The organism is Rhizobium sp. BR 314 (assembly GCF_047445805.1).
GTDB classification, from domain to species: Bacteria; Pseudomonadota; Alphaproteobacteria; order Rhizobiales; family Rhizobiaceae; genus Rhizobium; species Rhizobium lusitanum_B.
In genome coordinates this window covers 77,532-89,346 of sequence record NZ_JARWLA010000008.1, presented here as the reverse complement: position 1 = coordinate 89,346, position 11,815 = coordinate 77,532, and the positions used below count along the sequence as shown (strand labels likewise).

The window sequence follows — 11,815 nt, the reverse complement described above, 5'->3', positions numbered from 1 at the left end:
CCATGCAAAGCGGCCTCATCGATCGGAGAGCCTTTGTCAAAGCTGCGGGACTGACCTTCCTCTCCGCGCTCAAGCCCGGCGCATTGATGGCGCTGGAGCGGGCCGATGCCGTCTACGCCTCGGGCATCCGGAGAGCAGACGGTTCGTTTGCCGTCGCGACGGTGACGGAACAAGGCCGCATCATCAATCAGGTCGCTCTTCCGGCCCGCGCCCATGGCATGGCCTTCTCGAAGGCCACCGGCAAGACGGTTGCCTTCGCGCGCCGGCCCGGCACCTATGCGATGATTTTCGATCCTTGGAATAAGGAGGACCCGATCGTCGTAAGTGCCAAAGAGGGCCGACATTTCTACGGGCACGGCACGTTTTCGCCCGACGGCAGACTGCTCTATGCCAGCGAGAACGATTTCGACAACAATCGCGGCATCATCGGGCTCTATGACAACAGCAACCGCTTTGCTCGTATCGGCGAATACGAGACCTATGGCGTCGGCCCGCATGACATGACCGTCTCCGACGACGGCAGGTTCCTCATCGTCGCCAATGGCGGCATCGAGACTCATCCGGATTTCGGCCGCACCAAGCTCAACCGCGACCACATGCAACCGTCGCTGACGCTGATCGATGCCTCGAGCGGACAGCTGATCGAGAAGCACACGCTGCCGGCTCAATATGCCCAGGTCTCGACCCGGCATGTCGACATCGATGCCAGCGGCCGGGTCTGGTTCGCCTGCCAGTATGAGGGCCCCCGCAACGACCTGCCGCCGCTTGTCGGCCATTTCGCAAAAGGCGAAGACCTTACATTTGTTGCCCTGCCCGACGACACGACCCGTGCGCTCGGCAACTATGTCGGCGCCATCGCCGTCAATCGCGCTAAAAACCTCGTCGGCGTGACGTCGCCGGTCGAAGGCACCTCGGTGACGCTCGACGCGAAGACCGGCAAGGTCCTCAAGCTCGAAAGCGTGCCAGACGCCGCCGGCATAGCGCCCGCCAACCACGGATTTGCCGTATCGTCCTACCGCGGCGATTTTCTGGGCGAACGCAGCGATGTCGCCTGGGATCAGCATATCGTGCGGATCAAGCGGCCAGCCTAGACAGGATCGCCTTCGATACCTGAAGAGATAGAGCGACGACACTCAAAAGGTTGCCTTTCGCAGTAGATGTCCCTTGTCCAAACGGCTGCTCCATGCCAATTTCGCACCCGCGAAAGGGGACGGCATGACAGGGGCAGACAGCAGCGACTTTCGGACGCGCATCCGGACGAGCTTCGACCGGCAAGCGGCGATGGCGACGATCGGGGCGGAACTCACACGCGTCGAACACGGTACGGTCGAAATCGAGCTGCCTTTCGATGTGAAGCTGACGCAGCAACACGGCATCCTGCATGCGGGCATCATCGCTGCCGCGCTGGATTCGGCCTGCGGCTTCGCCGCCTATAGCGTTATCGACCCCTCGGCATCGATCCTGACAATCGAGTTCAAAATCAATCTGATGTCGCCAGGGCGTGGCGAGCGCTTCCTGTTTCGAGGCGACGTCACCAAGCCGGGCACGACGATCATCGTGGCGGACGGCCGCGGCTATGCGATCGGCGACGGGCCGGCCAAGCTGATTGCCTCGATGACAGGAACGATGATGGTCATCCGGGGCAGAGAGGGAATTAGCGGATGAAGTTCGAATTGAAGCGCGTCTCGGGCAAGTCGATCCTGTTCGTGATGGCGGCAGAGGCGGAATACGGGCCCTTCCTGCGCTCGCGCATCGATCCGCTGATGACGGGCGTCGGTCCCGTCGAAGCGGCTATCGCGCTCACCCGCACCTTCGCCCAGCTAGAAGCCCAGGACGACCTGCCGGATCTCGTGGTTTCGCTCGGTTCGGCCGGCTCCGCCAGTCTGGAGCAGACGGAGGTCTATCAGGTCACATCCGTTTCCTATCGCGACATGGATGCTTCGCCGCTGGGTTTCGAAAAGGGCCGGACACCCTTCCTCGACCTGCCGGCGACAATCGAATTGCCGCTGCGTATTCCCGCCATCGCTGAGGGTAGCCTTTCGACGGGCGCCAACATCGTCTCCGGCACGGAGGCCTATGAGCGCATCGGCACTGACATGGTGGACATGGAAACCTTTGCCGTGCTGCGGGCCTGCCAGGCCTACGGCCGGCCCCTGATCGGACTGCGCGGGATTTCCGACGGCCAGGTCGAATTACAGCGCATTTCCGACTGGACCGAATATCTGCATGTGATCGATCGCAAACTGTCCTATGCCGTAGACAGCCTGTTTACCGCGCTGGAAGACGGCGTATTTTGGTTCTGATAGACTGGAAATCAAGCATTGCTAGGACAATCGGGACAATAAAATCGGCTCCGGCTCGATTTGCCCGATTGCCAGTGAAAGCGCTTTTCATTAAAGGCTCGCCATGACCCAGACAGCACATCCAGACACCGTTCTCATCGTCGATTTTGGCAGCCAGGTTACGCAGCTCATCGCACGGCGCGTGCGCGAAGCCGGCGTCTACTGCGAAATCGTCCCCTTCCAATCCGCCGAAGCCGGTTTCAAGCGGCTGCAGCCGAAAGCCGTGATCCTTTCCGGCGGCCCGGCCTCGACCGTGGACGAGGGCTCGCCCCGAGCGCCGCAGATCATCTTCGACAGCGGCATCCCGGTCTTCGGCATCTGCTACGGCCAGCAGACCATGTGCATGCAGCTCGGCGGCAAGGTCGAGAGCGGCCATCACCGCGAATTCGGCCGCGCCTTCCTCGAAGTCGACAAGGACTGCGCCCTCTTCGAAGGCCTCTGGTCGAGCGGTTCGCGCCATCAGGTTTGGATGAGCCACGGCGACCGTGTCACCTTGCTGCCGGAAGGCTTCGAAGTCGTCGCCACGTCCTCGAACGCGCCTTATGCCTTCGTCGCCGACGAGGCGCGCAAATATTACGGCGTGCAGTTCCATCCGGAAGTCGTGCATACGCCCGACGGCGCCAAGCTCATCAGCAACTTCATCCATAACATCGCCGGTATCAAGGGCGACTGGTCGATGTCCGCCTATCGCGCCAAGGCGGTGCAGGCGATCCGCGATCAGGTTGGCGACAAGCGCGTCATCTGCGCTCTCTCCGGCGGCGTCGACTCCTCCGTCGCCGCGCTTTTGATCCACGAGGCGGTTGGCGACCAGCTGACCTGCATCCTCGTCGACCACGGCCTGATGCGCAAGGACGAGGCGGCCAACGTCGTCGCCATGTTCCGCGAGCACTACAATCTGCATCTGCTGCATGTCGATGCCTCCGACCGCTTCATCGGCGAGCTGGAGGGTGTTTCCGACCCCGAGACCAAGCGCAAGATCATCGGCCGCCTCTTCATCGAGACCTTCGAGGAAGAAGCCAAGAAGCTCGGCGGCGCCGACTTCCTCGGCCAGGGCACGCTTTATCCCGATGTCATCGAGAGCGTTTCCTTCACCGGCGGCCCCTCGGTCACCATCAAGTCGCACCACAATGTCGGCGGCCTGCCGGAGCGCATGAAGATGCAGCTCGTGGAGCCGTTGCGCGAACTCTTCAAGGACGAAGTGCGCGTGCTCGGCAAGGAGCTCGGCCTGCCCGACAGCTTCATCGGTCGCCACCCCTTCCCAGGTCCGGGTCTCGCGATCCGCTGCCCAGGCGGCATCACCCGCGAGAAGCTGGAAATCCTGCGCGAAGCCGATGCCATCTATCTCGATGAGATCCGCAAGGCCGGCCTCTACGATGCGATCTGGCAGGCATTCGCCGTGTTGCTTCCGGTCCAGACCGTCGGCGTCATGGGCGACGGCCGCACATACGAGTTCGTCTGTGCACTGCGCGCAGTTACCTCCGTCGACGGCATGACCGCGGATTTCTATCACTACGACATGGAATTCCTCGGCCGCGCCGCGACCCGCATCATCAACGAAGTCCGCGGCATCAACCGTGTGGTTTACGACGTTACGTCGAAGCCACCCGGCACGATCGAATGGGAATAAGCTTAGTTTGCCGGAGCGGTTCAGTTCCTCACGGAATTTGAGAACCGTTCCGGCGTCTTACTTCCTGCAAATCCCGATGGAAAGCTGCCGCGCGCTTTTTCCGGAATTGCCTTAGAAAATCATCACAAGCTGTCGGAAATCATCGATCCCGTCCGTCCTCGGAATAGAACCGAAACGAGGAGCGAGCGGTGAGAGAGCTGATCTTGAAAATGTCGATGTCGATCGACGGCTTCGTGAGCGATCTGGAAGGCGCGAACAAATGGATGTTCGGCACCGATCTGGAAGCGAAGACCTGGTCCGTTGAAGCGCTGTGGAACGCCAGCCTTCACATCATGGGCAGCCGCACCTTCCTGGGTATGGCTGGCTGGTGGCCGACTGCGACCGACATGTTCGCGCCGCCGATGAACGAGATCCCGAAGGCGGTCTTCTCACGACAGGGACAAGCGATCCTGGCAGGCGAGACGATGGCGGCGGTCGATCAAGCTCATACTCCTGCCGATGTCCGCTCGCCGAAACTGCAGCCCGGTGCTGGGAGCTGGCTAGAGGCCTATGTCGCAAGCGGCGATCTCGCCGAAGAAGTCGCCGCCCTGAAATCCCAGGAAGGCAAGCCGATCATCGCCCATGGCGGAGCGAGTTTCGCGCGCAGCCTCATCACCGAGGGACTGGTCGACCAGTTCGTCCTGCTGGTGCATCCCGTGGCACTGGGCAAGGGGGTGCCTGTGTTTTCCGAGCTCGCCGCGCCGCTGCGCCTCAAGCTGGAAAGTTCCAGGGCCTTTTCAGGAGGTGCGGTGGCGCAGATCTACAGGCCGGCTTGATCGCCCGCCCAAGGTTCTGCTGCCGGCAACAAGGCAACCATTGACGCGGCATGCCGGGCAAAGGCAATGAGAGATAGATCGTCGCAGTCGCACTGTCTCTGAAGGGATGAGCCTTGCCTCATTCCTGTCATGCACTAATACTCCCTGCGGTATATGTTGGAAGGCGATACACGTCCGGCCAAAGGTCGGACCGGTGCCTTGACCCACAGACATCGTCGACAGACTGGAGGTTTCCATGACACGCTTGCCAGACTCCGGCCAGAATGCCAGCAAGACATTCACGGTTGAGAACGACGTCACCTCAGGCTACTGGCATCATCACCCGGAAAATACCCTGCCGCCGCCGGATATGATGGGCGCTTACATGCGGAACCGCCCGGTGCCAGGGAATGACGTAGCGGGGCGCAAGGCCTGGATCATCGGCAGTGGCATCGCCGGTCTTGCTGCAGCATTTTATCTGATCCGCGACGGCCGCATGGCCGGAGAGGACATTACCATCCTCGACACGATCGACATCGAGGGCGGCTCGCTCGACGGCGCGGGTAGCCCCGAGGAAGGCTATATCATCCGCGGCGGCCGCGAGATGAACTGGAACTATGATAACCTCTGGGACATGTTCCAGGATGTACAGGCGCTCGAACTGCCCGAGGGCTACAGCGTTCTCGACGAATACCGGCTGGTCAACGACAACGACCCCAACTTCTCGAAAGCCCGGCTGATGCACAGGCGCGGCGAGATCCGTGATTTCTCCACCCTCGGCCTCACGCGCTCGCAGCAATGGGAGCTGATCCGGCTGCTGCTGAAACGCAAGGAAGACCTCGACGACATCACCATCGAGCAATATTTCAGCCCCGGCTTCCTCGAAACCAATTTCTGGTATCTCTGGCGCTCGATGTTTGCTTTCGAGAACTGGCAGAGCCTACTCGAGATGAAGCTCTACATGCACCGCTTCCTGGATGCGCTCGATGGGCTCAAGGACATGTCGGCGCTGATCTTTCCCAAATATAATCAGTATGACAGCTTCGTGCGCCCGCTCGTCCGGCACCTTCAGGAGCGTGGGGTCAAGGTTCAGTTCGACACCCGCGCCTATGACCTCGACATGACCGTCGACGGCAATGCGCGCACTGTAACGGCGATCCGCGCCGATATCGGTGGCAAGGATCAGACCATCGCCGTTGGGCCGAACGACGTGGTGTTCGCGCTCACGGGATCCATGACGGAAGGCACCGCCTATGGCGACATGGAAACGGCGCCGGTGCTTCAGCGCGGACAGCACGAACCGGGCGAGACCAGCGACTGGGCGCTTTGGAAAAACCTCGCGAAGAAATCGCCGATCTTCGGAAAGCCGGAGAAGTTCTATGGCGATACCGAAAAATCGATGTGGGAGTCGGTCACACTGACCTGCAAGCCTTCGCCCTTCGTGGAAAAGCTGAAGGAGCTTTCGGTCAACGATCCCTATTCGGGGAAGACCGTGACCGGCGGCATCCTCACCTTTACCGATTCCAACTGGGTGCTCAGCTTCACCTGCAATCGTCAGCCGCATTTTCCAGAGCAGCCCGACGATGTGCTTGTCGTCTGGGTCTACGCGCTGCTCATGGACAAGGACGGCAACTACATCAAGAAGCCAATGCCGGCATGCACCGGTCGGGAGATCATTGCCGAGCTTTGCTATCATCTGGGGATAGAGGGTCAGCTCGACGCAGTCGTCGCCAATACCAAGGCGCGCCTTGCGCTTATGCCCTATATCACCGCCATGTTCATGCCGCGCGCCGCAGGCGACAGACCGCACGTCGTGCCGGCCGGATGCACCAACCTAGCGCTGATGGGCCAGTTCGTGGAAACGTCGAACGACATCATCTTCACCATGGACAGTTCGATCCGCACCGCGCGCGTGGGCGTGTATACGCTTTTGGGCCTGCGTAAACAGGTGCCCGACATCAGCCCCGTCCAGTATGATATCCGTACCCTTCTCAAGGCGGCGCGGGCGCTCAACAATGACGAGCCCTTTCCGGGCGAGCGCCTGCTTCATCGGCTGTTGGACAAGACCTACTTCGCGCATATCCTGCCGCCGCTGCCGGATCACGAGACCTCGATACGCGAGAAGGCCGAAAGCGAACTTGCGGAACTCTTTGGCGTGGGAGGGCAAGCGGTCGGGCGGGTTATCGATTGGCTTGAGAAGGTCAGGGAAAATCTGATATCGCGCAGCAGACGCTGACGGGCGGGGTTYAAGCTGCTTCGTTCAGGTCTGCGCACGGACATTCGATATGCACGATGACACCTCTCTCGAACCGACGAATGCGCCGCTCGAAGGTGCGTGGTCGACAGGCGGGTTGGTGGAGATCCTTGCGCCCCGCCTTTCCGTCATCTTTTGCGGATTGAACCCGGCCCTGACGGCGCAGCGCGACGGCCACAACTTTTCCAACCGGCAGCAACCGCTTCTGGCGGGTGCTGCATCTTGCTGGCTTCACCCCTCGCCTGCTGCGGGCGGAGGAAGAGCTGGAGATGCTGCAATATAGCCTCGGCCTGACATCTGCGGTCGCCCGTCCGACCAAAAGCGCCAGTGAACTGAAGAGGAGTGACTATATTGCTGCCGCTCCTGTGCTCGAGGAGAAGATCCGAAAGCTTACGCCGGGCAATCTCGCATTTCTGGGCAAGGCGGCCTATGCCGCCATCAGCCCTCGGGCCGATATTGAATGGGGCAGCCAGCCGGAAGGCTTTGCGGGCACCGCGATCTGGATCTTACCCAACCCGAGTGGCCTCAACCGGGCTTTCGATCTGGCAAAGCTAACGGAATGTTATCGCGAACTGAAGTTAGCGATCGATCGCTAAAGGTAACCAGCCCTTCTAGACCAATGCTTGCAAGCCGGCGACCGACGGAACAGTCACCCCTCTACTGGCCGAGCCGACCATCACGCGCAGCCATTGTTCCATTAGTATCGGCCAGCGGCCGATCGAAGCCCGATATTCCACAACAACAATGCAGCAACGATCGGATATGAAAATTGATGCGGCGCGAAGTGCCCGCTCAGTTGCTGCCCAATTCGCCAAAAGCCTGTTCGAGCGTCGCGCGTCCCTCGGCGAATTCCGCTGCTGGGTCCAGTGCCCCCGTGTTCGCCTCGATAAAGCTGCGCGATAGGGTGAAACCAGGCATGGTTTCGAGCGGCTTCATCTTCAATCCGGTCAGCACCTGATGAAGCTGGGTCGCGCACTTATTGCCACCATGGCCGCCATAGGTGACGATCATGGCCGGTTTGCCTGCCCACTCCCGATAGAGGTGATCGAGCGCATTCTTCAGTACGGCCGGATAGCCCCAATTATATTGGGGGCTGACGAAGACAAAGGCATCGCCGGTGGCAATCTTCTCGCTCCACGCCTTGGTGAGATCGGTGCGATAGTCTCCCGTTGCCGGGATGCTGGGCTCGCCATCCATAGGCAAGGGCCAGTCCCGAAGATCGACGATCTCGAACTCGGCAGGCAAAATTGCGCGGCCGACGGATGTCACCCATTCGGCCACGATCGGGCATATGCGGTTCGGCCTTATGCTGCCGACAATGACAAGGATTCTGGACTGCATGGGCATGGCGCTCTCTCTTATTATGTGTATAATACACTTAAATTGAAGGAGCGGGATCTGTAAAGGTGCAAAATACACATATTCTCGATGAGCTCGCCGGCGGCCTGCTTGATATCGTCAATTTCCTGAATGCGCCGCAGCGCGACGAGGCCCTGCTCAGGGCCGCGGGCGTGGAACTCGATCGCGCGCTGTTTCCCCTGCTCGCCCGTCTCGGAATGCAGGGACCGCTCGGTGTCGCCGAACTCGCGGAACAGGTCGGTCGGGACTATACGACCGTCAGCCGTCAACTGGCGCGGCTCGACAGTCTCGGCCTCGTGACCCGCAGCCCCGATACCGAAGACAGGCGTCGGTCGATTGCCGAGATTACCGAGGAGGGCAACGAGCGTTTCAGGGCAGTGCGCGAGGCGCGCAGGCGTGCCCTGACGCAGGTCCTCGCCGCGTGGACCGACGAGGATCGACAGTCGCTCACGCGGCTTTTGCGCCGCTTCGCAGACGGGCTCAGCGAACTGCCGTTGGCGGAAAGCGACAAGGAGCGTGGTTGAGCCCGAGGCGCTCTAGCCCGCCTGGTCGACAGGCTCCACAGGAACATTTATGTAACGCGAAAAGAGATGCAGATTTCTGCCGACGGACATGCCGATAAAACCGGCCCATATTGCTGCCGCAACCAGCGGCACCGCGGGAGCGGAGAACCAGATGGCATGGGTTTCCGCTGCGGCATGCAGCAGGAATTCGAAGGCGAAGGTCGCAAGGATGATCACCAGCATCATGACGTCGCCAGGCAAGGAGAGCGATGCCCGCTCTCTATCAACACCGATGTTCCAGGTTCTGACATGATGCCAGCCGATTCCCATGCCGGCGCATAGTCCCAAGGCTGCCGCGAGCAGATCAAACATCGTGGGCTGCGAGAAAAGTCCCTCAAAGCCGCGACAACCGAGTATTGCCATCAGGGCTGGCATTATAGCGAGGCGTTCAACCCGGATGGTGCGCGGCAAGCATCGCGAAATGCCCATCCAAAACAGCAGTAGAAACAGGCAGTAGACATAGGCCGGAATATGAGACATCGCCGGAACTCCGTAACGGCAGGATTGCAGCCGACACAGAACTAGCCGATAATCTTAACGTCGTAAAGATTGGAGACGAGTAAGTTGACGACAGCAGAAAACGGGCGATCGGCGCGCTATCATCATGGGAATTTGCGAAACGCACTTCTCGAGGCGGGCCGTGTGCTGCTGGAAGAGGGTGGACCGAGTGCGCTCAGCATTCGGGAGATCGCCCGCCGCGTCGGCGTTTCCGCACCGGCCGCCTATCATCACTTTTCCGGACTGGACGACATTGCTGTGGCACTTGCCGAGCAGGGTTTCGCGGAACTGGCGGAGCGCCTTCAGGCCGCGCCAAGCAATGCAAACGGTCAGCTTGCGCCGGCGGGGATGGCCTATATCGCCTTTGCGCGTGACAATCCGGGCCTCTATAGGCTGATGTTCGGCGAAGGCTTCAGGGGCGCTTTCGCAGCCAACGACAGGATACGCGCGTTGCGCTCTCAAGCCTACGAGGTGCTCAAGGATGGATTGTCCCGGCGCCTGCCGGCTGAGGAGATCGGCACGGCAGCGCTATTCCTCTGGTCGCTGACGCACGGCCTCGCGCTCCTGATGATCGACGGACAATTCGATCCGGGCGCAGATCCCGATGCGCTGGTGGCGGCGGTGCTGCAGCTTTCCGGCAAGGGTCTTCCGACATCGGCGGAGAGAACCGACAGTGCCTGATGCCAGCTTCCCCCTATCGACATGACACGAGAACAATTCCATATTTCCCAACAGAAAGAAAAGTTGAGCAGCATGCACGCAGTCAAAAACTTATCCGGCTACAAGGTTGTCATCGGCGATGAAAATGGACCGATACTGGCCAGCGAGAAAGATGTGAACGATTGGCTCAGTGCCGCATGGGACGCTGAGGCGGGCATGATCGCCATTCCCGTGTCGCGGCTGAGCGATGAGTTCTTCCGGCTTTCGACCCGTATCGCCGGCGGCATCATCCAGAAATTCGTCAATTATCGTTGCCGGCTTGCCATCATCGGCGATATCTCGCGATGGGTTGCCGATAGCGACGCCCTCAGGGATTTCGTCTATGAGGCGAACAAGGGGCGCGAAGTCTGGTTCCTGCCCAACGAAGAAGCACTGGCCGAACGGCTGCAGCAGACCTCTCAAAACTAGGCTGAAAGAACGGCTTGCATGAAACCGATAACCTCCCCTCCATCACTCGAAACCGAACGCCTCCTGCTCACCGGACATACGCTCGATGATTTCGGGCCGCTTGCGGCCATGTGGAGCGACCCGATGGTCGTGAAGCATATCTTTGGCAACCTGGTATCGACGTCGAGAGAATCCTGGATGCGGATGCTGTCATATCATGGCCTTTGGCCGCTTCTCGGCCATGGCTACTGGGCAATCCGAGAGAAATCCTCCGGCCGCTATGTCGGGGATCTTGGCTTTGCGGATTTTCACCGGGTCATGGAGCCGTCGATCCGCAGCATTCCCGAGGCCGGCTGGGCGATGGCGGCATGGGCGCATGGCAAGGGCTTTGCGACGGAGGCCCTGACCGCCGCCACCGCGTGGCTGGATGGGCAGCCTCGCTTCGAGCGAAGCGTCTGTCTGATCTCGCCTGAAAACAAGGCCTCGATCCGCGTTGCGGAAAAGGCCGGTTACCGCGATCCGACACCGGTGCGCCTCAACGACAAGGATACGCTATTGTTTTCCCGGGCTCGCCGACCAGCGCAAGACTAGGCTCGCCGCATCCCTGGACTGGACTGTAGCTTAGAACTCTAGCGATTGCTGGACCGGCTTTGGCGGTGCAAGCTGAACGCCTTCTAGCTCCAGCATGCGTGCCTTGGAATTCGAGCCACCCGGCGCGGAGAAACCGCCGATCTTGCCGCCTGCGGCCAGAACGCGATGACAGGGAATGATCAGCGCGACGGGGTTCTTCGCCATGGCCTGGCCGACATCGCGCGCAGCTTCCGGGCCGGCGCCAAGCTGCTTGGCGAGCGTTCCATAGGTGGTCGTGTGACCCCAGCCGACCTGCCGGGCGGCATCGTATATCCGCTTGAAGAAATCATCCTGTTCGCCGAGGTCGAGCGTAACGCCTGAGAAGTCGATCTCCTCGCCTGCGAAATAGCGCTTCACCTGCGCAACCACCTCCGCGATCTCGGGCACCGGCGTGCCGGGCTGCGCATTTGGCAAGCGGCGCAAGAGCAGTCGCTCGGTCGAGTTTGCATCCTTTGTCGGCAGTTGAAAGCGCAAGACGCCGACATCGTTCCAAGCGATGCCGCAGAAGCCGCCGGCGGTTTCGAAAATCAAGTAATGCTGTCTTGCCTCGCTCATGACAAAGCCCCTGTGTTTCCACTTGTCATGAAAATCGTCCTCAGGCACGACGAATTCAACCCGATTCTTGCGAAGAACAGGAATTG

The 11,815-nt window shown here is 60.5% G+C and carries 13 protein-coding genes and 1 pseudogene; 11 read left to right on the top strand and 3 right to left on the bottom strand.

Features of this window, described 5'->3' with window-relative positions; translation table 11 throughout:
* The first annotated feature begins 2 nt into the window (after positions 1-2).
* The 7 genes and pseudogenes from QD461_RS13430 (at position 3) to mug (ending at position 7,613) form a co-directional block, all read left to right on the top strand.
* Entirely contained in the window at positions 3-1,091 is a 1,089-nt protein-coding gene (locus QD461_RS13430; protein ID WP_414088213.1) for a DUF1513 domain-containing protein, read from the top strand.
* A gap of 124 nt (positions 1,092-1,215) precedes the next feature.
* A complete protein-coding gene (locus tag QD461_RS13425; protein WP_184706304.1) occupies positions 1,216-1,665 on the top strand; it encodes a PaaI family thioesterase in 450 nt (149 codons plus the stop codon).
* Entirely contained in the window at positions 1,662-2,303 is a 642-nt protein-coding gene (locus tag QD461_RS13420) for a 5'-methylthioadenosine/S-adenosylhomocysteine nucleosidase (RefSeq protein ID WP_414088212.1), read from the top strand. Before QD461_RS13425 ends, QD461_RS13420 begins: the two co-directional genes overlap by 4 nt.
* A gap of 103 nt (positions 2,304-2,406) precedes the next feature.
* Positions 2,407-3,969, top strand: coding sequence for a glutamine-hydrolyzing GMP synthase (guaA, locus tag QD461_RS13415; RefSeq protein WP_414088211.1), 1,563 nt, complete (start codon positions 2,407-2,409; stop codon positions 3,967-3,969).
* Positions 3,970-4,157: 188 nt separating this feature from the next.
* On the top strand, positions 4,158-4,784 hold the full coding sequence (locus tag QD461_RS13410) for a dihydrofolate reductase family protein (RefSeq protein ID WP_414088210.1): 627 nt from the start codon (positions 4,158-4,160) through the stop codon (positions 4,782-4,784).
* A gap of 235 nt (positions 4,785-5,019) precedes the next feature.
* Complete coding sequence (locus QD461_RS13405; RefSeq protein ID WP_414088209.1) at positions 5,020-6,999, top strand: oleate hydratase; 1,980 nt, start codon at positions 5,020-5,022, stop codon at positions 6,997-6,999.
* A 115-nt stretch (positions 7,000-7,114) separates the two neighbouring features.
* Positions 7,115-7,613 (top strand): annotated as a pseudogene (gene mug / locus QD461_RS13400) (G/U mismatch-specific DNA glycosylase).
* A gap of 196 nt (positions 7,614-7,809) precedes the next feature.
* Here mug and QD461_RS13395 read toward each other — a convergent pair.
* Positions 7,810-8,358, bottom strand: a complete 549-nt coding sequence (locus tag QD461_RS13395) for an NADPH-dependent FMN reductase (protein WP_414088208.1) — start codon at positions 8,356-8,358, stop codon at positions 7,810-7,812.
* 65 nt (positions 8,359-8,423) lie between these two features.
* On the opposite strand from QD461_RS13395, the gene QD461_RS13390 reads away from it, so the two are divergent.
* The gene (locus tag QD461_RS13390; protein ID WP_414088207.1) at positions 8,424-8,900 is read left to right on the top strand and encodes a MarR family winged helix-turn-helix transcriptional regulator; all 477 of its coding nucleotides are present in this window, start codon (positions 8,424-8,426) and stop codon (positions 8,898-8,900) included.
* 12 nt (positions 8,901-8,912) lie between these two features.
* Here QD461_RS13390 and QD461_RS13385 read toward each other — a convergent pair whose 3' ends face one another.
* The gene (locus QD461_RS13385; RefSeq protein WP_414088305.1) at positions 8,913-9,449 is read right to left on the bottom strand and encodes a DUF6622 family protein; all 537 of its coding nucleotides are present in this window, start codon (positions 9,447-9,449) and stop codon (positions 8,913-8,915) included.
* A gap of 54 nt (positions 9,450-9,503) precedes the next feature.
* Between QD461_RS13385 and QD461_RS13380 the strand changes: the two genes are divergently transcribed.
* From QD461_RS13380 to QD461_RS13370, 3 genes are all read left to right on the top strand, one after another.
* Positions 9,504-10,118 carry a TetR/AcrR family transcriptional regulator gene (locus tag QD461_RS13380; RefSeq protein ID WP_414088206.1) on the top strand — a complete coding sequence of 205 codons (615 nt, stop codon included), beginning with the start codon at positions 9,504-9,506 and terminating at the stop codon, positions 10,116-10,118.
* Positions 10,119-10,190: 72 nt separating this feature from the next.
* Entirely contained in the window at positions 10,191-10,565 is a 375-nt protein-coding gene (locus QD461_RS13375; protein WP_414088205.1) for a DUF4180 domain-containing protein, read from the top strand.
* 18 nt (positions 10,566-10,583) lie between these two features.
* Positions 10,584-11,135 (top strand): GNAT family N-acetyltransferase, encoded by a 552-nt coding sequence (locus QD461_RS13370; protein ID WP_414088204.1) that lies wholly within the window; start codon positions 10,584-10,586, stop codon positions 11,133-11,135.
* 30 nt (positions 11,136-11,165) lie between these two features.
* On the opposite strand, the gene QD461_RS13365 is transcribed toward QD461_RS13370, so the two are convergent.
* Entirely contained in the window at positions 11,166-11,729 is a 564-nt protein-coding gene (locus tag QD461_RS13365; protein WP_414088203.1) for a methylated-DNA--[protein]-cysteine S-methyltransferase, read from the bottom strand.
* Positions 11,730-11,815: the final 86 nt, after the last annotated feature.

Coding starts and splice junctions, on each gene's coding strand:
- QD461_RS13430 (WP_414088213.1), top strand. CDS start 3: ATGCAAAGCGGCCTCATCGATCGGAGAGCCTTTGTCAAAGCTGCGGGA.
- QD461_RS13395 (WP_414088208.1), bottom strand. CDS start 8,358: ATGCAGTCCAGAATCCTTGTCATTGTCGGCAGCATAAGGCCGAACCGC.
- QD461_RS13405 (WP_414088209.1), top strand. CDS start 5,020: ATGACACGCTTGCCAGACTCCGGCCAGAATGCCAGCAAGACATTCACG.
- guaA (WP_414088211.1), top strand. CDS start 2,407: ATGACCCAGACAGCACATCCAGACACCGTTCTCATCGTCGATTTTGGC.
- QD461_RS13420 (WP_414088212.1), top strand. CDS start 1,662: ATGAAGTTCGAATTGAAGCGCGTCTCGGGCAAGTCGATCCTGTTCGTG.
- QD461_RS13375 (WP_414088205.1), top strand. CDS start 10,191: ATGCACGCAGTCAAAAACTTATCCGGCTACAAGGTTGTCATCGGCGAT.
- QD461_RS13425 (WP_184706304.1), top strand. CDS start 1,216: ATGACAGGGGCAGACAGCAGCGACTTTCGGACGCGCATCCGGACGAGC.
- QD461_RS13370 (WP_414088204.1), top strand. CDS start 10,584: ATGAAACCGATAACCTCCCCTCCATCACTCGAAACCGAACGCCTCCTG.
- QD461_RS13365 (WP_414088203.1), bottom strand. CDS start 11,729: ATGAGCGAGGCAAGACAGCATTACTTGATTTTCGAAACCGCCGGCGGC.